At 65.0% G+C, this 19,505-nt stretch carries 18 protein-coding genes and 1 pseudogene; 9 read left to right on the forward strand and 10 right to left on the reverse strand.

Going from position 1 to position 19,505, the window contains the following annotated elements:
- Positions 1-90 precede the first annotated feature (90 nt).
- On the forward strand, positions 91-549 hold the full coding sequence (locus JYK05_RS03960) for a CopD family protein (protein WP_206467835.1): 459 nt from the start codon (positions 91-93) through the stop codon (positions 547-549).
- A gap of 22 nt (positions 550-571) precedes the next feature.
- On the opposite strand, the gene JYK05_RS03965 is transcribed toward JYK05_RS03960, so the two are convergent.
- From JYK05_RS03965 to JYK05_RS03990, 6 genes and pseudogenes are all read right to left on the reverse strand, one after another.
- Positions 572-3,010: an EAL domain-containing protein gene (locus JYK05_RS03965; protein ID WP_206467836.1), complete on the reverse strand. Its 2,439-nt coding sequence runs from the start codon at positions 3,008-3,010 to the stop codon at positions 572-574.
- Between the two features lie 355 nt (positions 3,011-3,365).
- Positions 3,366-4,256 carry a PhzF family phenazine biosynthesis protein gene (locus tag JYK05_RS03970; RefSeq protein ID WP_206467837.1) on the reverse strand — a complete coding sequence of 297 codons (891 nt, stop codon included), beginning with the start codon at positions 4,254-4,256 and terminating at the stop codon, positions 3,366-3,368.
- An 81-nt stretch (positions 4,257-4,337) separates the two neighbouring features.
- Positions 4,338-4,799: a RidA family protein gene (locus JYK05_RS03975; RefSeq protein WP_206467838.1), complete on the reverse strand. Its 462-nt coding sequence runs from the start codon at positions 4,797-4,799 to the stop codon at positions 4,338-4,340.
- Between the two features lie 49 nt (positions 4,800-4,848).
- A complete protein-coding gene (locus tag JYK05_RS03980) occupies positions 4,849-6,045 on the reverse strand; it encodes a PLP-dependent aminotransferase family protein (protein WP_206467839.1) in 1,197 nt (398 codons plus the stop codon).
- Positions 6,046-6,130: 85 nt separating this feature from the next.
- Positions 6,131-7,084, reverse strand: a complete 954-nt coding sequence (locus JYK05_RS03985; RefSeq protein ID WP_206467840.1) for a DMT family transporter — start codon at positions 7,082-7,084, stop codon at positions 6,131-6,133.
- A 190-nt stretch (positions 7,085-7,274) separates the two neighbouring features.
- Positions 7,275-7,937, reverse strand: a pseudogene (locus JYK05_RS03990) (VOC family protein); the annotation flags it as partial.
- A gap of 187 nt (positions 7,938-8,124) precedes the next feature.
- On the opposite strand from JYK05_RS03990, the gene JYK05_RS03995 reads away from it, so the two are divergent.
- Positions 8,125-9,573 (forward strand): PLP-dependent aminotransferase family protein, encoded by a 1,449-nt coding sequence (locus tag JYK05_RS03995; RefSeq protein WP_206467842.1) that lies wholly within the window; start codon positions 8,125-8,127, stop codon positions 9,571-9,573.
- Here JYK05_RS03995 and JYK05_RS04000 read toward each other — a convergent pair.
- Positions 9,570-10,112 carry a Rhs element Vgr protein gene (locus JYK05_RS04000; protein ID WP_206467843.1) on the reverse strand — a complete coding sequence of 181 codons (543 nt, stop codon included), beginning with the start codon at positions 10,110-10,112 and terminating at the stop codon, positions 9,570-9,572. The genes JYK05_RS03995 and JYK05_RS04000 overlap by 4 nt on opposite strands.
- Before the next feature lie 177 nt (positions 10,113-10,289).
- On the opposite strand from JYK05_RS04000, the gene htpG reads away from it, so the two are divergent.
- Entirely contained in the window at positions 10,290-12,194 is a 1,905-nt protein-coding gene (gene htpG / locus JYK05_RS04005) for a molecular chaperone HtpG (protein ID WP_206467844.1), read from the forward strand.
- A gap of 57 nt (positions 12,195-12,251) precedes the next feature.
- Here htpG and JYK05_RS04010 read toward each other — a convergent pair whose 3' ends face one another.
- The gene (locus JYK05_RS04010; protein WP_175939870.1) at positions 12,252-12,509 is read right to left on the reverse strand and encodes a hypothetical protein; all 258 of its coding nucleotides are present in this window, start codon (positions 12,507-12,509) and stop codon (positions 12,252-12,254) included.
- 120 nt (positions 12,510-12,629) lie between these two features.
- Between JYK05_RS04010 and JYK05_RS04015 the strand changes: the two genes are divergently transcribed.
- The 6 genes from JYK05_RS04015 to JYK05_RS04040 all read left to right on the forward strand — a co-directional run bounded on the left by JYK05_RS04015 (position 12,630) and on the right by JYK05_RS04040 (position 17,892).
- Positions 12,630-13,274, forward strand: coding sequence for a chorismate lyase (locus JYK05_RS04015; protein ID WP_206467845.1), 645 nt, complete (start codon positions 12,630-12,632; stop codon positions 13,272-13,274).
- Positions 13,271-13,753, forward strand: a complete 483-nt coding sequence (locus JYK05_RS04020) for a DNA-deoxyinosine glycosylase (protein WP_206467846.1) — start codon at positions 13,271-13,273, stop codon at positions 13,751-13,753. Before JYK05_RS04015 ends, JYK05_RS04020 begins: the two co-directional genes overlap by 4 nt.
- Positions 13,750-14,634, forward strand: coding sequence for a spermidine synthase (locus tag JYK05_RS04025; protein ID WP_206467847.1), 885 nt, complete (start codon positions 13,750-13,752; stop codon positions 14,632-14,634). Before JYK05_RS04020 ends, JYK05_RS04025 begins: the two co-directional genes overlap by 4 nt.
- A gap of 216 nt (positions 14,635-14,850) precedes the next feature.
- Entirely contained in the window at positions 14,851-15,105 is a 255-nt protein-coding gene (locus JYK05_RS04030; protein WP_175939874.1) for a DUF3311 domain-containing protein, read from the forward strand.
- On the forward strand, positions 15,105-16,655 hold the full coding sequence (mctP, locus tag JYK05_RS04035) for a monocarboxylate uptake permease MctP (RefSeq protein WP_175940625.1): 1,551 nt from the start codon (positions 15,105-15,107) through the stop codon (positions 16,653-16,655). Before JYK05_RS04030 ends, mctP begins: the two co-directional genes overlap by 1 nt.
- A gap of 130 nt (positions 16,656-16,785) precedes the next feature.
- The gene (locus JYK05_RS04040; protein ID WP_206467848.1) at positions 16,786-17,892 is read left to right on the forward strand and encodes an FUSC family protein; all 1,107 of its coding nucleotides are present in this window, start codon (positions 16,786-16,788) and stop codon (positions 17,890-17,892) included.
- Positions 17,893-17,904: 12 nt separating this feature from the next.
- Here JYK05_RS04040 and JYK05_RS04045 read toward each other — a convergent pair whose 3' ends face one another.
- Together JYK05_RS04045 and tal are read right to left on the reverse strand one after the other, a co-directional pair.
- Positions 17,905-18,366, reverse strand: coding sequence for a VOC family protein (locus JYK05_RS04045; protein WP_206467849.1), 462 nt, complete (start codon positions 18,364-18,366; stop codon positions 17,905-17,907).
- A 177-nt stretch (positions 18,367-18,543) separates the two neighbouring features.
- The gene (gene tal / locus JYK05_RS04050) at positions 18,544-19,497 is read right to left on the reverse strand and encodes a transaldolase (RefSeq protein WP_206467850.1); all 954 of its coding nucleotides are present in this window, start codon (positions 19,495-19,497) and stop codon (positions 18,544-18,546) included.
- Between the last annotated feature and the right edge of the window lie 8 nt (positions 19,498-19,505).

The raw sequence follows: 19,505 nt of genomic DNA on the forward strand, positions 1-19,505 counted from the left end.
TCTTTTGGCTTCGCGCCCGACGTTTAGGAACTGACGCGCCGCGCCTGAGTCGAACGGCCAAACTTCACTTACCTTCTGCCCTCGACACCCATGACTCATGCCATCGAAGCCGCGCTCTTTCTTCACTTGCTCGGCGTGGCCGTATGGATAGGCGGCATGGTCTTCGCGCACTTCTGCCTGCGCCCCGCGCTGGGCGACTTCGCGCCGCAGTTACGCCTGCCGCTCTGGGAAGCCGTATTCGCGCGCTTCTTCAACTGGGTCGCGGGCGCCGTGCTCGTGATCCTGATCACGGGCGGCTTTCTGCTCGCGCAATACGGCGGCGCGCATGCCGCATGGCCGCTTCACGCGATGGCCGGCTTAGGCATCGTGATGATGCTGATCTTCGGGCATATCCGCTTTGCCGTGTTTCCGCGCATCCGCCGCGCGGTGCAGGCGCAGAACTGGCCCGACGGCGCGCGGGCGGTCGGCACCGTTCGGAGGCTCGTCGTCGTCAATCTCGTGCTCGGCGTCGTGACGATCGGAACCGCCGTGCTGTCGCGCGGCATCTAACCGCAGCAACCGGATCAACCGATCAACTGCCGCGCTCGTCGCTCAACGCGGTGTTCGACGGCTCCTGGCCGAGCGTGCCGAGCCCGAGCGCGCCGCTGGCGAGCGCCCAGCCGCATACGCCGAAGCGGTCCAGAAGCGCCTGCACGCCGTCGGCGGGAACGGGCCGCGAGAACAGGAAGCCTTGCGCTTCCACCGGACCGAGCGCCGCGAGCCAGGTGATCTGTTCCTCGCGCTCGGTGCCTTCCACCACCACGGTCAGCCCGAGCGAGCGCGCGAGATTGATGATCGCGGACACCATCACGCAGACGCTGCGGTCCTCCGGAATCGCCTGAATGAACGAGCGGTCCACCTTGAGCGTATCGACCGAAAAGCGGTTCAGGTACGACAGCGACGAATAGCCGGTGCCGAAGTCGTCGAGCGCGATGCGCACGCCCAGACGCTTGAGCGCAACGATTTTTTCCTGCACCAGTTCCGGATACTCGACCATCACGGTCTCGGTGATTTCGAGTTCGAGCTTGGCCGGCGGAATGCCGGACGCTTCAATCGCGCGGGCGACGGTTTCGAGCAAGTCGCCGCGCCAGAATTGCACGGCGGAGATGTTGACGGCGAGCGACAGGCCCGTGTAGCCGGCCCTCTGCCACTGCGCGAGTTGCGCGCAGGCCGTGTGAATCACGAAATCGCCGACCGCGACGATCAGCCCGGTCGATTCCGCCACCGGAATGAACTCGTTCGCCGGAATGAGCCCGTGCTGCGGATGGTTCCATCGCACGAGCGCCTCGAATCCGGTAATGCAGCGGCGGGCCAGATCGATCTTCGGCTGATAGACGAGGAACAATTGGCGCTCGGCGAGCGCCACGCGCAGCTGCTGCTCCCACTTCATCAGATGGTCCGCGCGATGCGAGAGTTGCGGCGAGTAGAACTGATAGCAGTTCTTGCCCGCGTCCTTCGCGCTGTACATCGCGAGGTCGGCCTTCTTCAGCAAGTCGATCTCGCTTTCGTTCGACACCGAATAGAGCGCAATGCCGATGCTCGCGTGCAGCACGAACGCGCTGCCGCGCACGTCGAAGGGCGTCGCGAACATGGTCACGATGTCGTTGGCGAGTCCGACCGCGCGCTTTTCGACTTCATCGCCCTTGACGATCACGACGAACTCGTCGCCGCCGATGCGCGCGAGCGTCCCGCCGTGGCCCACCGTTTCCGCGAGCCGCGACGCGGTCATTTGCAGCACGATATCGCCCGCGTTGTGGCCGAGCGTGTCGTTGACCGTCTTGAAGTTGTCGAGATCGATGAAGAGCAGCGCGAGCCGCCCGATGTTGTCCGTCTGCGCGACATCGGCCCGCAACGCGCGCAGCGTCGAATAACGGTTGCGCAGTCCGGTGAGCAAGTCGTATTCGACGAGATGCGTCATCTCGCGCTCGCGTCCGAGCAGCTTGCCGATCAAGCCTGTCGCGACGGCGAAGAAGCCGAGCATCGCGAAGGAGATGAAGCTCGCCATCAGCAGATAGACATTGCGCGTGTGGTTGTAGTCGGCGAACTCCTCCCGCTCCGAAAGACCGACGAGCACGCCGAGCGGATAGCCGTCGATATGCCGATAAGAGACGATGCGCTTCACATGGTCGATCGGATCGACATAAGTGCCCGATGCGTGTTCGGAAGTCGGATAGACGCCGCTCGCGCTGAACGCGGCGCGCGCGGAGCCTGACGCGCCACCCGTTTTGCGCGCGCCGCCTGTTGACGCCGCATTGCCGGCCGGATTCTCTCCGAGCGCGACGCTCGTGCTGCGCGCGAGCACCGAGCCGTTGTCCGACACCACGGCGATCACGCCTTCGCGCCCGATGGACGCGACGTTATAGAAGTCGCTCGTGAAGTACGTCGGGTCTTCCGAAACCACGACCACGCCCGCGAACGAGCCGTCGGGATGATTGAGCCGTCGCGTGATCTGGAGCGTCCAAAGGTTCGAGACGCGCCCGCGCACCGGGCGGCTGATGTAGAGCAAGTCGTCGTTCGCGTGCAGATGCACCTTGAAGTGCTCGCGGTCGGACAGGTCGATCGGCTTCGGATGCGAGTCGGACGTATTGGCGACCAGAATGCCGTCCTCGTCGATCAGCGAAACCTGCACGAGCGTGTCGCTCTGCACGACGCCTTTTTCGACCGTGGCGATCAGATTGAAGTGGTCGGGTGCTTTCTCGTATTCATATTTGACGAAGCGCGTGATCTGATCGACCTGATGAATCGCCTTGATCGTGTGCTGTTCGAGCGCGGACGAAAGAATCGCGGCGGAAGCCGTCGATTCGTGCGTGGTGGCGTCGCGTTCCACCGAAAGCCGCGCGAAGATGACCGCCCACAGCAGCACCAGCAGCAGGCTGCCGAGCACCGGAATCGCCAGCAGCGCGCGACGCCGCCGTGCCGACGGAGCGTTGACGCGCGAATCGCTCGCCGCGTGGGAGCGCGTACGCTTCATGGAGTGTCCGGCGCGGCCCTGCCGCGAAGCGCGCGCCATGCGACGAAGCGCGCGTGGTGATAGTGGCGATGCATGTCTCGAGACGTTCGGCCAAAGCCGTTCAATATACCGCTAGACGCGCTTTGGCCGCCTGAAGGCAACCGTTTAACCGTTTGCGTGATGACGAAGCAGGCGTCGGCGCTTGCATTCTCGTTTGCGTTTGCGGCCTCGCCGCATGACGTGGCGCAGCGCAGGACCGGATTCCGCGCCTCTGTTCCGGCCCGCGAATGTTCGGATAGTACTGAAGCCGCAGCGATTAAGAAAGCAAAAGCATGGCCGCTCGGGGTTTACGGCTAGCCGCGCGCAGGTCATTGTTTCACAAGCGGATTGTCCCTTCGATGACTGTCACGCAGTCGCCACCGATCCACACCTGAGAGCCGTCCGCGCGGTCGTCGTAGATGACGGTCACGCGGCCGTCACGATCGAGCGCCGTGCCCTGGCGCACCGTATAGGCATCGCCCGGCCGCCTGCCTTGACGCGTCAGCAACATGGCGAGCGCGGCGTTGGCGCTGCCCGTCACCGGATCTTCGACGTTCTCCGCGCCGAGCAAGAGCGCGCGCAACTCGAAGGTCGCCGGCACGCCGTTCTCATGCGGGCCATAAACCACGAGCCCGTGCGTGCCGACTTCGCCGACGAGCGCCGTCAGCGCCTGCCGTGCTTCGCCGCGAAGCGACATCGCGAGGGATTGTTGCGCGTCGCGCAGACGCACGATGAGCCACGGCGCGCCGTTGTCGACGGCGCACGGCGGCGCGCTGAAGTCGATCTCGACGGGCGCGAGCGCGGCGGCGAGACGCTCTCGCTGCGAATCATTCAGCTCGACGATGCGCGCGGGCGGCGCGGCGAACGCCCAGCATCCGTCATCGCGCTCGCGCAGCGTCACCAGCCCGACGCCGCATTCCTGCACGAGCGCTCCCGGTTCTTTCGGCACGTAGCCGCTCGAACGCAGCGCGTGCGCGGTGCCGAGCGTCGGATGGCCGGCAAACGGAAGCTCGGTCGCCGTCGTGAAGATGCGCACGCGATAATCGGCGCGCGGATCGGTCGGCCGCAGGAGGAACGCGGTTTCCGAGAGATTAGTCCAGCGCGCGATGGCCTGCATGCGCTCGGTGGAAAGATCGTCGGCGTCGAAGACCACCGCGAGCGGGTTGCCTTTGAACGCGACGGACGTGAAGACATCGACCTGACTGAAGCGGACGGTGCGGGCGGACATGGTTTGAAATTGGAAGGGTGATAAAAAAACCCGGCGCGCTCACGCGGCCGGGTTTGCGGGGCTGCGCAAGAACCGTCGCGATCAGCCGACTTCGGCGATCAGCTCGATCTCGACGCACGCGCCGAGCGGAATCTGCGCGACGCCGAACGCCGAGCGCGCGTGCTTGCCGGCCTCGCCGAACACGTCCGCGATCAGTTCCGACGCGCCGTTCGTCACGATGTGCTGCTCGGTGAAATCGAAGGTCGAGTTCACGAGGCTCATCACCTTGACGATGCGCTTCACGCGGGACAGATCGCCCGTGTGCGCGTGCAGCGTCGCGATCAGGTCGATGGCGACATTGCGCGCGGCGGCCTTGCCTTCTTCGGTCGTGAGCGTGTCGCCGAGCTTGCCGACGTACGGCTTGCCGTCCTTCTTCGCGATATGGCCCGACAGATAGACGGTGTTGCCGCTTTGCGCGCTCATCACGTAAGCGGCGGCCGGCGCGCCCGCGCTGGGCAGGTCGATGCCGAGTTCCTTCAGCTTGTCGTACACGTTGGATGCCATCGTTGCTCCTGTTCAAGAGTGAAGGGCGCCCGTGCGCCCGTGAATCCCGTCAGATGCTCGCGCGAATCAGCGCGCCCAGCTTCGCGACGCCTTCGTCGATCGTCGCGGGCGGGACCGTGACGAACGAGAGGCGCATCGTATTGTGTTCGGCCTGATTCGCGAAGAACGGACCGCCCGGCACGAAGGCCACGTTCTGCGCGATGGACTGCTCCAGCAGCTTCATCGAATCGATGTGCTTCGGCAGCTTCACCCACACGAACATGCCGCCTTCCGGCCGGTTCCATTCGACTCCCGCCGGCATGTGGCGTTCCAGCGCGGCGAGCATGGCGGCGCACTGGTCGCGATACAGCGCGCGGATGGTCGGCACGTGCGTATCCAGAAAGCCGTCCTTGACGACTTCGTACACGATGCGCTGCGTGAGGCTCGGCGTGTGCAGGTCGGTGGCCTGCTTCGACTGCACGAGCTTGAAGTGCAGTTCCTCGGGCGCGATGATGTAGCCCACGCGCAGGCCCGGCGCGAGCACCTTCGAGAACGAGCCGAGATGCACGATGTGGTCCGGCGCCATCGAGAGCAGCGTCGGCAGCGGCGCGCCGGCGTAGTCGAGCGCGCCGTACGGATCGTCTTCGATCACGGGAAACGCCGCCTTCTGCGCGAACGCGGCGAGCGCGTGGCGGCGTGCGAGCGGCAGGCGGCGGCCGGTCGGGTTCTGGAAGTTCGGCTGTGCGTACAAGAGCCGCGCATTTGCGACGAGCGCGGCATCGAGACCTTCGGGGATCAGGCCCGATTCGTCCGTCGGCACCTGCACGTAGTTCGGCTCGAAGAGCGAGAACGATTGCAGCGCGCCGAGATACGTCGGCGTTTCGACGAGGACGCGGCTGCCCGGATCGATCAGCACCTTGCCGAGCAGGTCGAGCGCCTGCTGCGAGCCGGTCGTGATGAGCACCTGCGTCGGGCGGATGGTCACGCCGTTCACCGAATAGCGCGCGGCCACCCATTCGCGCAGCGGCATGAAGCCTTCGGTCGCGCTGTACTGCAACGCCGCCGACGGCTGATCGCGCAGGATGCGCTCCGACGCTTCGCGCATTTGCTCGACCGGAAACGTGGCCGGCGAGGGCAGTCCGCCCGCGAAGGAAATGACTTCGGGCCGCTCCGTCACCTTCAGAATTTCGCGAATCGCCGAACTGGTGAGCTTGCGGGCGCGTTCGGAGAGTTGCCACGGCGTGGCGCGGAGGTCGGCTTGATTCATGAAGTGTCTCGGTTGTCTCTGGTTTCGGTTGTTGCGTTCGCGTGAGCAAGGAAGACGCGCAAACTGCGATTATCGCCCGCGTGGGTTATTTTGCGTGGCCGGGATGCGCGGCCACGGGCGCCGGGCTCTTACTGACGCTGCTAACTGCAGCCGGCGCGGCGCGCACCGCGGTCTTGCGGCCGATCACCACGGTGACGATCACCGCGGCCGCATAGAGCCACGTCGATGCGCTCACGTGCTCGCCGAAGAAGAGCGCGGAGAACGCCATCGTGAAGAAGATCTGCAGCAGTTGCACCTGTCCGACGCGCGCGATGCCGCCCATCGCGAGTCCGGCGTACCAGGCGAAGAAGCCGATGAACTGCGAAAAGAGCGTGACGTAGCCGAACGCGAGCCACGTGCGCAACGCGAGCGGCTCCGGGTGCGCGGCGTGATGCGCCCACGCGAGCCAGCCCACCGGTAGCAGCAGGAACGGCGCGGACAGCACGAGCGCCCAGCAGATGACCTGCCAGCCGCCCATCTGACGCGCGAGCCGCGCGCCTTCCGCGTAACCGAGCGCGCCGATGCCGACCGCGACGAGCATCAGAAGGTCGCCCGCCTGCAGGCCGCCGCCGCCCGCCTGCAACGCGAACGCAACGACGATCGCGCTGCCCGCCACGGCGCTCGCCCAGAACGCCTTCGACGGCCGTTCGTGCGACAACCACGCCGCGTAGATGGCGACGCACAGCGGCTGCAAGCCGTTGACCACCGCGCCGTGCGACGCGGGCACGGTTTTCATCGCCCAGGCGGAAAACACCGGGAACGCGATGATCACGCCCAGCGATACGACCGCGAGGCTCTTCACCTGCGGCCAGGTCGGGCGTTTCTCGCGCCGCCAGGCGAGCAGCAGCGCCGCCGGAATCGCCGCGACGAGCGCGCGCCCGAGGCCGTTCAGAAGCGGATGCACTTCCTGCACCACGATGCGCGTCATCGGCAGCGTCAGGCTGAAGATGACGACGCCGATCAGGCCGAGCAGCATGCCTTCGGTTTCGCGGGTTCTCATCGTGGGGCGTCTCCTTTCTTATGCTTCATTCAGGTATTTCGGGTGAAAGCGGGAGTTCCGGCTGCGGCGCGTCTTCGTCCGCCTTGCGGGCCTTCGCGCGGCGGCGTTTGTTCGACGCCTGCTGCGCTTCTTCCTGCGCGCGCCGGGCCGCATCCGACGATTCGGCGGTTTCGCCAAGCGTCACGACGGAGCCGTCCGGCAACTCGAATTCCGCGACGAGCGCGGGCGCGCCCGCCGTCGCTTCGACGCGCATCAGATGCGCCGCGTCGAGCCACGCAAGCTGCTCCGCGACTGCCTCCGCGTTCGGGTGATAGCCCGTCAGCGAGCGCAGCAGGATGCCGGTCTCCGGCAGCGCGCCGCTCGGATGGCGCGGCGTGTCCCACTGAATCAGCGAGGGCAGCACGCCGTCGCCGGCGCCTTGCCACGCGGGGAACGCGCCGTCGTCGGGAACGGTGAGGCCCCACGTATTGCCGCCGCGCGACATCGCGACGACCGGCGCAATGCGTTGCGGATACTGCTCGCGCCAACGCGCGAGCGACTTCGGACGCTCGACGCACGCGACCCAGTGCACGAGCTGCGGACCGTCGGCGAGGCGCGCCTGCATGGCGGGATCGTCGAGCGCGAAGAGACGCGCGCGCGGCGCCTCGCGCGGCGGCGCCGCCGGATCGATGGCGATCACTTCGAGATACGCGCCGCCCCACAGATTCAGCAGCCGGTTGTGCGTGCGCATCTGCGCGTGCGCGCCGCCCGGCGCGGTTTCCACGCCGAACTTCGCGGCGACGAACCGCGCGCCTTCTTCGAGCGTGCGCGCGGCGATCACGAGATGGTCGAGTTTCAGCGGATGAGCGGTCATGGCTGGCGTGAGGCGGTAATCGGGGGGCCGATAGCATAACCGGTGATTCTGGCCTGTCGGGCGTCCGTACCGGTCGCCGGAAAGGAAAATGTAGCGGCAATCACCAGAACAGTAACGGTACAATCGGCCTGATCCCACTCGGTACAGTTTTCGCCCCTCCTGTGCCGATACGTCCGCCGAGGTCCGCATGTCCGTTCCGCTCGACCAGATTCCCGCCCCGCACGACGCCCAGCAACTCACGCTCGTCGACCAGCTCGTGCAGTGGGGCCGACGCCGCATCGACGAGCGCGTGTTCCGGCCCGGCATGCGCATGCCGTCCATCCGCAAGCTGGCGATCGACAAGGGCGTCTCGCGTTTCACCGTGGTGGAGGCGTACGAGCGGCTCGTCGCGCACGGCTATCTGGATTCCCGGCGCGGCTCGGGCTTCTATGTGCGCGATCGCGTCACACCGTCTGCGCCGGGCGCGCTTGCCGCGTCGCAACGCGAGCCGGTGCAGAGCACCATCGACGTCGTCTGGCTCTTGCGCAACATGCTGCACACGGCGAGTCCCGAGAAGGGGCCCGGCCTGGGCTACCTGCCTTCGCGCTGGCTCGACGGCGAACTGATCACCAACGCGCTGCGCTCCATGAGCCGTCTCGCCGGCGCGCAAATGCTCGGCCTCGGCACGCCGCAGGGCTTTCTGCCGCTGCGCCAGCAGTTGCAGACGCGCCTCGCGGAACTGGAAATCGGCGCATCCGAGCAGCAGATCGTGCTGACATCGGGCATCACGCAGGCCATCGACCTGATCGCGCGCATCTACGTCAAGCCGGGCGATGCGGTGATCGTCGGCGATCCCGCGTGGTTCCAGATGTTCGGCCGCTTCGCGTCGCAAGGCGCGCGGCTCGTCGGCATGCCGTACACGCCAGAAGGTCCCGATCTGAACGCGCTTGAGACGCTCGTCGCGACGTGGCGGCCGAAGATGCTCATCGTCAATTCGGTGCTGCACAATCCGACCGGCACGTCGCTGACGGCCGCGCAGGCGTTCCGCATTCTTCAGCTCGCGCAGGAATACGACTTCATCGTCGTCGAGGACGATGTCTACGGCGACCTTTGCCCGACGGGCTTCACCGCCACGCGCCTCGCATCGCTCGATCAGTTGAAGCGCGTGATCTTTCTCGGCAGCTTCTCGAAGACGCTCGCCGCGAATCTGCGCGTGGGCTACGTCGCGGCGTCGGTGGACGTGGCCAACGCGCTCGCCGACCAGAAGATGCTCGTCGGCATGACGAGCCCGGAGCTGAACGAACGCGTCGTCTACAAGGTGCTGACCGAGGGCCACTACCGGCGGCACGTCGAGCGGCTGCGCGCGCGGCTCGATACCGTGCGCGACAAGACCGCGCGCATGCTGGAAAGCACCGGCCTGCGGCTCTTCACGACGCCCGAGGCGGGCATGTTCCTGTGGGCGGACGCGGGCGTCGATTCCGATGGTCTGGCGGCGGCGGGTCACGAAGCCGGCTTTCTGATGACGCCCGGCAGCCTCTTCTCGCCGCAGCAATCGCCGACCACATGGATGCGCTTCAACGTCGCCAATTGCGGCGATCCGGCGCTGCCCGCGCTGATCGCGGGCCATCTGGAGAAGGTTGCGCGGCGCTCGGTCTAGCGGCCGCCCGGCAAATGGCGTCGTGAGAGCGGCGCGTCGATGAAATCCGCGAGCACGGTTTCGTAAAGCGCGAGCGCATCCGGCGCGTGCCGGTAGCGGTGTTCGTAGAGCGCGCCGGGCGCGTCGCAGAACTTCAGCGCGAAGTAGTCGGCGAGCAGATTGCCTTGCGCTTCCATGTTGTAGTCGGAGAGACGCTTGTCCGGTCCGAGCACATATCCGTAGCCGAGCCCGATGCGAATCGCGCCGCGCAGGCGCACCCAATAGCCGAGCTGGAACTGCCAGACGTGCGTCATCTCGTGGATGAACCACATCTGATCGCCGATCCCGCACGCCGAGAAGTCGTCGCGATGGCACGCGCGCGGGAAATAGAGGCTGCCGTTCGGCGCCATTGCGTTATGCGGCGGCTGCAAGCCGAAGGGCAGATACGCCCGCGCATGCACGCGGACCGTCGCATAGTCGATCGAATCGCGAAAGACGAGTCGCGCCAGCGCGATCTCGCCGGACGTGAGCGGGCGGGAGCGGCGGGCGGGCTTGAGCATGTCGTTCGGCGAGCTTGAAAGTGGCGCAGGCGCATCTTATCGAAAGCGGCGCTCGCGCTCTTGAAATGGCGCGGGCCGCCCTCATATCGGACGAATTCGCCGGGCGGCGCGCCGAAAGCCGGCCGCATCGCCCGGCGGCACGACAGCATCTGACGACATCAACCAGAGGACCCGACCATGGCGCAAGAAACCATGAGCTTTCAGGCGGAAGTGAAGCAGCTTCTGCACCTGATGATCCATTCGCTGTACAGCAACAAGGAAATCTTCCTGCGTGAGCTGATCTCGAACGCATCGGACGCGGCGGACAAGCTGCGCTTCGAAGCTATCGAAAACAGCGCGCTGTACGAGAACGATCCCGACCTGCGCATCCGCATTTCGTTCGATAAAGCCGCGCGCACCGTCACTATCGACGACAACGGCATCGGCATGAGCCGCGACGAAGCCATATCGCATCTAGGCACCATCGCGCGGTCCGGCACCAAGGAGTTCTTCTCGAAGCTCTCCGGCGATCAGCAGAAGGACGCCGCGCTCATCGGCCAGTTCGGCGTGGGCTTCTATTCGGGCTTCATCGTCGCGGACAAGATCACGGTGGAAACGCGCCGCGCCGGCCTGCCGGCGAGCCAGGGCGTGCGCTGGACGAGCGCGGGCGAGGGCGATTTCGAAGTCGAGGATATCGAGCGCGCCCAACGCGGCACCACCATCACGCTGCATCTGCGTGCCGACGAGGACGATTTGCTGTCGTCGTATCGCCTGAAGTCGATCATCCAGAAGTACTCGGATCACGTCGCGCTGCCCATTCTGATGAAGAAGGAAGAATGGGACGCCGAGAAGAGCGAGATGGTCGTGAAGGACGAGGACGAGACCGTCAATCAGGCGAGTGCCCTCTGGACGCGCCCCAAGAGCGAGATCACCGACGAGCAGTACAAGCAGTTCTATCAGCACATTTCGCACGATCACGACGAACCGCTCGCGTGGACACACAACCGCGTCGAAGGCCGCAGCGAATACACGCAACTGCTGTATGTGCCGAAGCACGCGCCGTTCGATCTGTGGAACCGCGAGCATCGCGGCGGACTGAAGCTCTACGTGAAGCGCGTGTTCATCATGGACGACGCCGAGCAACTGCTGCCCGCGTATCTGCGCTTCGTGAAGGGCGTGGTCGATTCGGCCGATCTGCCGCTCAACGTGTCGCGCGAAATTCTGCAGGAAAGCCGCGACGTGAAGGCCATTCGCGAAGGCGTGACCAAGCGCGTGCTTTCGATGCTCGAAGAACTGGCGACGTCTTCGGCCGAAGCGACCGAAGACGCCGACAAGGAAAAGTACGCGACGTTCTGGCGCGAGTTCGGCCAGGTGCTGAAGGAAGGCATCGGCGAGGATTTCAGCAATCGCGAGCGCATCGCGAAGCTCGTGCGCTTTGCATCGACGCATAACGACAGCGACGTGCAGAACGTGTCGCTCGCCGATTACGTCGCGCGCATGAAGCCCGAGCAGACGAAGATCTACTACGTGACCGCCGACAACTGGCAGGCCGCGAAGAACAGCCCGCACCTCGAAGTTTTCCGCAAGAAGGGCGTCGAGGTGTTGCTGCTGACCGATCGCGTCGACGAATGGATGCTGTCGTTCCTGAATGAATTCGACGGCAAGCCGCTCGCGAGCGTGGCGCGCGGCGACCTCGATCTCGGCGCGCTCAACGACGAAGAGAAGCAGCAGCAGGAGAAGGTCGGCGAGGAAATGAAGCCGCTCGTCGAGAAGATGAAAGAGGCGCTTCAAGGCAAGGCGAAGGACGTGCGCCTCACGTTCCGCCTGACCGATTCGCCGAGCTGTCTCGTCGCGGACGAAGGCGACATGAGCGGCTATCTGCAGCGCATGCTGAAGGCGGCGGGGCAGAAGGCGCCGCAAGCGGAGCCGATTCTCGAGGTGAACCCGGACCATCCGCTCGTGAAAGCGCTGAACGCCGAGAACGCGAATTTCGCGGACTGGTGCCATCTGCTCTTCGATCAGGCGCTTCTGGCCGAAGGCGGGATGCTGGAAGATCCGGCGAGCTTCGTGAAGCGGACGAACGCGTTGTTGTTGGCGCATTAAGCCGCACTGAATCGCGCATGGAAGAACGCGCTGCCGGGTAAGCCGGCAGCGCGTTTTTTATTTGCTCTTGCGGTCTTTGGTCGATTGCGCGAGCACGGATGCGGCGAGCGTCTTCGTCTCTTGCGAATACTTCGTGCTGTGGAGCACTTCGCCCGCTTTGTGCTCCATTTCAGCGCTCGTCTGCTTCGAAGAATGCGATTGCGCGAGCGCCGATCCAGCCAACTTCTTCGCGATAGCGGACGCCTTCGGATCGTGCAGCGTTTCGGCGGCAAGGTGCGCGACGTTCGGCGAGGTTTGCTTCGTGTTCTTCGTCATTTTGATATCCTCAATGTTTCTCGCGATGCCGATGGCACGCGGATTCGATAGTCTTACCCGCCCGCGCCACGCTTGCCATACGATTCATCCGAACCCGAGGCCGGTTTTATAATGGCCGCCATGCCGATTCCGAACGATCCCGTCGATGCCCACTGGCGCATCGCGCCGCATCCTGTTTGCAGTGACGATCAGAAAGACTGGCTCACGCGTGGGGGTTCGCTGACCGCCCATCTGCGCACGCTCGGCGCGGTGACGGTCGACGTCACGCGCGAAGCCGTCGATATTCCGTGGCGCGACGAATGGCGCGCGCTCGGCGGGACGCCGCGCACGCCGGTCTGGACGCGCGAAGTCGTGCTGAAGGTCGACGGCGTGCCGTTCGTCGCGGCGCACAGCATCGTCGCGCTGTCGCACAGCACGGGCGTGTGGCAGTCCATGCGACGCCTGCGCACGCGGCCGCTCGCCGAGCTTCTTTACAGCGACAGCAGCGTGTCCCGTTCGATGCTCGCGAGCCGCGTGCTGACGGCGCGGCATCCGCTGTATCGGCTGGCGGCGAAGCAGGCGCAGGCGAGTCACGCGCTCGTTGCGAGGCGGTCCGTGTTCCTGCGCCACGGCGCGCCTCTAATGGTCACCGAATGCTTCCTCGATGCGCTCTGGCGCGCGCTCGCATCGCGCGATGCGCCGCATGGGGTGCAACGGGAACATGCGCGGGCATACGAGCATCTGAGCTCGCATGCGAAGCGCGTCGTCCACGGCGAAGCGCGATGAAGCTCGCGGGCTTTGCGCCGGTCGGCGACGCGCATACGCATACGCTGATTCTCGGCAGCTTTCCGGGCGTCGCGTCGCTCGCGGTGACGCAGTACTACGCGCATCCGCGCAACCAGTTCTGGCGGCTGGTCGGCGCGGTCATCGGCGAACCGTTGCACGAACTCGCTTACGAAGAACGGCTCGCGCGCGTGATGAAGCACGGCATCGGCCTGTGGGACGTGCTCGCCGCATGCGAGCGCGAAGGCAGCCTCGACAGCGCGATCCGCAATGCATCGCCGAACGATTTCGCCGTGTTCCGCGAGCGCTTTCCGACGCTGCGCAAGGTGTGCTTCAACGGCAAAACATCGGGCAAGTTCGCGCCCGTGATCGCAGCGGCGGGCTACGCCACGCTCGTGCTGCCGTCGTCCAGTCCCGCCAATGCTATCCTCTCGTTCGATCAAAAATTGCGCATCTGGCGCGACCTTCTCAGCACACAATGACGACTCTCATCAAGCGCGCATCGGCCGAAGCGCGTGCGTTCAGCCGCAAGAAAAACGACAAGCATCGACACGACGAAGACGATCTCGCCAACGCGCCGCGCATCGACGCGCCGCGCAAGCCGCGTTTCGCGCCCGTGACGTTCTCGGAAGAGGGCGGCGTGCGCTATCTGCATTTCGGCACCGAATGGGTGCAAGGCGCGATGCGCCTTAGAAAGCCCGATCACATCGAACTGGAATACGCGCAGCAGATGATGGCGTGGCTGCTTTTCATCGAGACGCCCGAGCGCATCGTGCAACTGGGGCTCGGCGCGGCGGCGCTCACGAAGTTCTGTCATCGGTATCTGAAGCGAGCGAAGGTCGAAGCGGTCGAGCTGAATCCGGCGGTCGTGATCGCCGCGCGCGCCATGTTCGAGCTGCCCTACGACGACGCGCGCCTCACCGTGACCGAGCGCGACGCATGGGAGTTCGTCAACGACCGCGCGAACCACGGCAGCATCGGCGCGTTGCAGATCGATATCTACGATGCCACCGCGCGCGGTCCCGTGCTCGACAGCGTGTCTTTCTATCGGGCGTGCCGCGCCTGTCTCACGCCGCAAGCGGGCGTCGTGACGATCAATCTCTTCGGCGATCACCCGAGCTTCGTGCGCAACATGCGCCATCTGAACGAAGCATTCGATCATCGCGTGATCGCGCTGCCCGAAGTGCATGATGGCAATCGCGTGGCCATTGCGTTCGCCGGTCCGACGCTCGACGTGCCGTTCGCCGCGCTCGTCGAACGCGCGAAGCTGATCGAAGCGGAGCTCGGCTTGCCCGCGCGCAAGTGGGTGAAGGGGCTGGCCGAAAGCGCGGGCCTGCCGTTGAACGGCTCTTTCTCCATCTAGTTCGAAGCGAATCACGCAGGGCGCTGAAGCGTTTCAGCGCCTTTCACATCTGGGGAATGCTCGGGATTCTCCCTGCTTGACCGTGTTTTGGCGGTCCCTATACTCCTCCTGTTATTTCGGGGCGCTTTCTGCGGCGTGTCGTCTGCGCGAGGGCCGCCGGACGGCTCCGCGGGCCACGGCTCGAAGCGAATGCTCAAAAACAAACTGGAGACCATCATGGCTCAAGATCCGGGCCGCACTGGACAACCGCGTAATAAGCATTGGCTCTGGCTTCTGATCCTTCCGTGGATCGGCGTGGTGTGGGTGCCGTTTTACAACAAGATCGAGCCCGTGCTGTGGGGCTTCCCGTTCTTCTACTGGTATCAGCTTCTCTGGGTGCTGGTGAGCGCGGTCATCACGGCCGTCGTCTACAAGAAAACCAAGGCGCTGTCGTCCGGCCGCGCGGGGCAAGGCCAAGGAGGCGCGCGATGATGAACGTCACCGCAACTTTCGTATTCGTTCTGTTCTTCGTCGGGGTGACGATTCTCGGCTTCATCGCGGCGCACTGGCGCAAGGCGGACCTCGGCCAGCTCGACGAATGGGGTCTCGGCGGCCGGCGCTTCGGCACCATCGTGACGTGGTTCCTGCTCGGCGGCGATCTCTATACGGCATACACCTTCGTCGCGGTGCCGGCGCTCGTGTTCGGCGCGGGCGCGACGGGCTTCTTCGCGCTGCCGTACACCATCCTGATCTATCCGTTCGCGTTCGTCGTGTTCCCGAAGCTCTGGAGCATCGCGAAGCGCCACGGCTATGTGACCGCCGCCGACTTCGTGCACGCGCGCTACAACAGCCGCATGCTCGCGCTCGCCATCGCGCTGACGGGCATCGTCGCGACCATGCCGTATATCGCGCTGCAACTCGTCGGCATCGAAGTGGTGATCGGCGCGCTCGGTTTCAGCACGCAGGGCTTCGTGGGCGACCTGCCGCTCATCATCGCGTTCGCGATTCTCGCGGCCTACACGTACACGTCCGGCCTGCGCGCGCCCGCGATGATCGCCGTCGTCAAGGACGTGCTGATCTACATCACCATCATCGCCGCGATGATCGTGATTCCCGCGCAACTCGGCGGCTTCGGGCATATCTTCGGTACCGTGCCGCCCGCGAAGCTGCTGCTGAAAGCGCCCGACGCCGCGAGTCTGAACGGCTACAGCGCCTACGCGACGCTCGCGGTCGGCTCGGCGCTCGCACTCTTCCTGTATCCGCATTCGGTGACGGCGATCCTCTCGTCGAACTCGGGCAACACCATCCGCCGCAACATGGCGCTCTTGCCCGCGTATTCGCTGGTGCTCGGGCTGTTGGCGCTACTCGGCTACATGGCGCTCGCCTCGGGCGTGAAGGACATGCCGGAGTACGCGTCGTACTTCAAGGCCTACGGCGCGAACTTCGCGGTGCCGGCGCTCTTTTTGCACTATTTCCCGTCGTGGTTCGTGGGCGTGGCGTTCGCGGCCATCGGCATAGGCGCGCTGGTGCCGGCCGCGATCATGTCGATCGCAGCGGCCAATCTCTACACGCGCAACGTGCATCGCGAGTTCCTCAATCGCTCGATGACGCCGGAGCAGGAAACCAACGTCGCCAAGCTGGTGTCGCTGATCGTGAAGGTCGGCGCGGTCGTGTTCATTCTGGCGCTGCCGCTCACCTACGCGATTCAGCTGCAATTGCTCGGCGGCATCTGGATCATTCAGACGCTGCCCGCGCTCGTGCTGGGTCTCTATACGCGGGTGCTCGATCATCGCGGTCTGTTGATCGGCTGGGCGGTGGGCATTGCCGTCGGCACGTGGATGGCCGTGTCGCTGCAGTTGAAGGGCTCGATCTTCACGGTGCACATGTTCGGTTACGCCGTGCCGGGCTACGCGGCGGTGTGGGCGCTGATCGTCAATCTGATCGTGTCGGTGGGCGTGAGCGCTCTGGTGCGCGCCATCGGCCTGAAGCGCTCGGATGACCGCACGCGGCCCGAGGATTATCTGGACGTCGTGGAAAGCTGAAAGCGCGCGCCGCGTTTCATGACGCGGTGGCGGCTCTGATACGCTAACGCCCGTAATGGCCATCGGCCGTTGCGGGCGTTTTTCTTTGACGCCCGCTGATCGACAAACCGCTTACCGACGCGAGCGACTCATGTTTTCATCGACATCGGCGTCAGCGCGCAGAAGCCGCGCGATGCGGCTCATGCACGGCCTGGCGTCGCCATTCTTCCGCTATCGGCACGCGAAGATGATCCACGCGGTGCGCGTCGCGCTCGGCATGGCGACGTCGTTTCTCGTCACCACGGGCATCAATATTCCGCACGGCAGTTGGGCCTCGGTCTCGCTGCTCGTCGTGGTCGGCGGGTTGCAGCACTACGGCAATATCCGCAAGAAGGCGGCGGAACGCGCGCTCGGCACGGCGCTCGGCGCGGCCATCGGACTCGCGCTGATTCTGGTCGAGACGCTCTTCGGCTCGCTCACGCTGTTCTTCATTCTGATGTCCGCCATCGCCGGGGCGTGCGCGTATTACGCCATCGGCAAGGCGGGCTATGTCGCGCTGCTGACGGCGATCACCATGGTCATCGTCGCGGGCCACGGCGATTCGCCGTTCGATGTGGGCCTGTGGCGAACGGCGAACGTGCTGATCGGCATTGCGATTGCGCTCGCGTTCTCGTTCGTGCTGCCGCAGTACGCGACGTACTCGTGGCGTTATCGCCTCGCCGACAATCTGCGCGAAAGCGCGCGTCTCTACGGCGCGTTGCTCGACGGCACGCCGTTGCTCGCGGAAGAAACCGCGCGCCGCTTCTTCGCGATGAGTCAGCGTCTCGTGCAGTCCCGCGCGCTCATGGAATCCGTCGCGAAGGAAACGCGCGTGCCGGTCGCGCGGCTCGAAGAGATCCAGCGGCTGCATCGCTCGATTCTCGCCGCGCTGGAGATGCTCGTGACGTCGATGCCGGACACGCCGCGCGCGACGTGCGGTTTTGCACTCGACTGCTCGCCGCGCGAGCAGCAGGTGCGGCAGAAGCTGCTGAAGATGGCGCGCGCGCTGCGTTTCGGCCGCGTCGGTTTGCTGTACATGCGTGCCGACGCGAACGCTAACGCGGACTCGAGCGCGAAAGCCGAGGAGGGCGATGGATCGACGCAGGGCATGCACTGGCTCGCGATGCGTTTCGCGGAGCAGGTGGATCGCTTGCGGCTGCGTCTGAGTGAGATTGAGCGTCAGTGGAATATCGAAGGCGCGCGGCCGCTTCCCGGCTGACGCCCCGCGCGCTCAGGGCTGCGCCGTGGCGTCCTGCGACGGCTGCGGCGCGTCGGCCATTTCGACGGCGTTCACGACGTTGATGAGCCATGGCACGCCGAAGCGGTCTTTCAGCATGCCGAAGCCCGCCGTGAAGAATGTGGACTGCCACGGCGTCAGGACGGTGCCACCTTCGCTCAATGCGTTGAACGTGCGCTCGCCTGCTTCGGCGTTTTCGGCGCCGATCGATAGCGTGAAACCTTGATATTCGCGGTGCGGCTGGCCGAACTGGCCGTCCGACACCATGATTGCCGTGCCCCCGACGCTGAACAGCGCGTGCATGACCTTATCGTGCCACTCCGCCGGCACGTTCGCCGCGTCGGGCGTGTCGCGGAAACGAATGAGCGTCTGAATTTCCGCGCCGAACGCGGATTGATACAGCGCGAGGGCGTCCGCGCAATCTCCGTGGAAGAAAAGATACGTATCCAGTTGCATTGAAAGCTTCTCCGAGCTTGGGCGGCGCTCCCGCCAAAGCACGAAAGTCTATTGCAACCGGAAGCCGCGCCGACCCGGAGAAGGTCAATTTACGTCAAAAGACGCCTGGAACCGTCCTTTTCTGAACGTCCTTGCGGCAGACGACGGAGGGCGCGGCGACCGCGCCCCCGCATCTTCTTATTGCAGCGCCGTGATCAACTTCTCGAGCTTGATGGCGTCCGCCGCGAACGCGCGGATGCCTTCGGCGAGCTTTTCGGTCGCCATGGCGTCTTCGTTCACGGCGAAGCGGAACGACGGCTCGTCGACGCTGATCTTCTCCAGATCCGTGTTGTCGGCCGCGTCCGGCGACAGCTTGCGTTCGACCTTCTCGTCGCTGTCGGCCAGCTTCTTCAGCAGGTCAGGGCTGATGGTGAGCAGATCGCAGCCGGCCAGTTCGGTGATCTGGCTCACGGTGCGGAAGCTCGCGCCCATGACCTCGGTCTTGTAGCCGAACTTCTTGTAGTACGAGTAGATGCGGCGCACCGACTGCACGCCGGGATCGTTCGCGCCGCCGTTCTTCACTTCGTCCCATTCCGCGCCGGCCGACTTCTTGTACCAGTCGTAGATGCGGCCGACGAACGGCGAAATGAGCTGCGCGCCCGCTTCGGCGCACGCCGCGGCCTGCGCGAGCGAGAAGAGCAGCGTCATGTTGCAGCGGATGCCTTCCTTCTGCAGCACTTCGGCCGCGCGGATGCCTTCCCACGTCGACGCGAGCTTGATCAGCACGCGCTCGCGGTTGATGCCCGCGGCTTCGTACAGCTTGATGATTTCGAGGCCCTTGTCGATGGATCCCTTCGTGTCGAACGAAAGGCGCGCGTCGACTTCGGTGGACACGCGGCCCGGCACGATCTTCAGAATCTCGGTGCCGAACGCGATCAGCAGATGGTCGATGATCTGGCCCATCGGCTTGCCGGCGTGCTCCTTGACGGTCTTCTCGAGCAGCGGCTTGTAGTCGTCCTTCTGGACGGCCTTCAGGATCAGCGACGGATTCGTGGTCGCGTCCTGCGGCTTGAACTGAACGAATTGCTGGAAGTCGCCCGTATCGGCGACGACGGTGGTGTATTGCTTGAGCTGGTCGAGAGCGGATGTCATGTCGAGTC

This window comes from Caballeronia sp. M1242 (genome assembly GCF_017220215.1).
In the GTDB taxonomy this organism is placed as follows: Bacteria; Pseudomonadota; Gammaproteobacteria; order Burkholderiales; family Burkholderiaceae; genus Caballeronia.

Coding starts and splice junctions, on each gene's coding strand:
- JYK05_RS03980 (WP_206467839.1), bottom strand. CDS start 6,045: ATGAATCAAGCCGACCTCCGCGCCACGCCGTGGCAACTCTCCGAACGC.
- JYK05_RS03975 (WP_206467838.1), bottom strand. CDS start 4,799: ATGGCATCCAACGTGTACGACAAGCTGAAGGAACTCGGCATCGACCTG.
- JYK05_RS03995 (WP_206467842.1), top strand. CDS start 8,125: ATGTCCGTTCCGCTCGACCAGATTCCCGCCCCGCACGACGCCCAGCAA.
- JYK05_RS04020 (WP_206467846.1), top strand. CDS start 13,271: ATGAAGCTCGCGGGCTTTGCGCCGGTCGGCGACGCGCATACGCATACG.
- JYK05_RS03985 (WP_206467840.1), bottom strand. CDS start 7,084: ATGAGAACCCGCGAAACCGAAGGCATGCTGCTCGGCCTGATCGGCGTC.
- JYK05_RS04025 (WP_206467847.1), top strand. CDS start 13,750: ATGACGACTCTCATCAAGCGCGCATCGGCCGAAGCGCGTGCGTTCAGC.
- JYK05_RS04000 (WP_206467843.1), bottom strand. CDS start 10,112: ATGCTCAAGCCCGCCCGCCGCTCCCGCCCGCTCACGTCCGGCGAGATC.
- JYK05_RS03965 (WP_206467836.1), bottom strand. CDS start 3,010: ATGAAGCGTACGCGCTCCCACGCGGCGAGCGATTCGCGCGTCAACGCT.
- mctP (WP_175940625.1), top strand. CDS start 15,105: ATGAACGTCACCGCAACTTTCGTATTCGTTCTGTTCTTCGTCGGGGTG.
- JYK05_RS04015 (WP_206467845.1), top strand. CDS start 12,630: ATGCCGATTCCGAACGATCCCGTCGATGCCCACTGGCGCATCGCGCCG.
- JYK05_RS04030 (WP_175939874.1), top strand. CDS start 14,851: ATGGCTCAAGATCCGGGCCGCACTGGACAACCGCGTAATAAGCATTGG.
- JYK05_RS03970 (WP_206467837.1), bottom strand. CDS start 4,256: ATGTCCGCCCGCACCGTCCGCTTCAGTCAGGTCGATGTCTTCACGTCC.
- tal (WP_206467850.1), bottom strand. CDS start 19,497: ATGACATCCGCTCTCGACCAGCTCAAGCAATACACCACCGTCGTCGCC.
- JYK05_RS04010 (WP_175939870.1), bottom strand. CDS start 12,509: ATGACGAAGAACACGAAGCAAACCTCGCCGAACGTCGCGCACCTTGCC.
- JYK05_RS04045 (WP_206467849.1), bottom strand. CDS start 18,366: ATGCAACTGGATACGTATCTTTTCTTCCACGGAGATTGCGCGGACGCC.
- htpG (WP_206467844.1), top strand. CDS start 10,290: ATGGCGCAAGAAACCATGAGCTTTCAGGCGGAAGTGAAGCAGCTTCTG.
- JYK05_RS04040 (WP_206467848.1), top strand. CDS start 16,786: ATGTTTTCATCGACATCGGCGTCAGCGCGCAGAAGCCGCGCGATGCGG.
- JYK05_RS03960 (WP_206467835.1), top strand. CDS start 91: ATGACTCATGCCATCGAAGCCGCGCTCTTTCTTCACTTGCTCGGCGTG.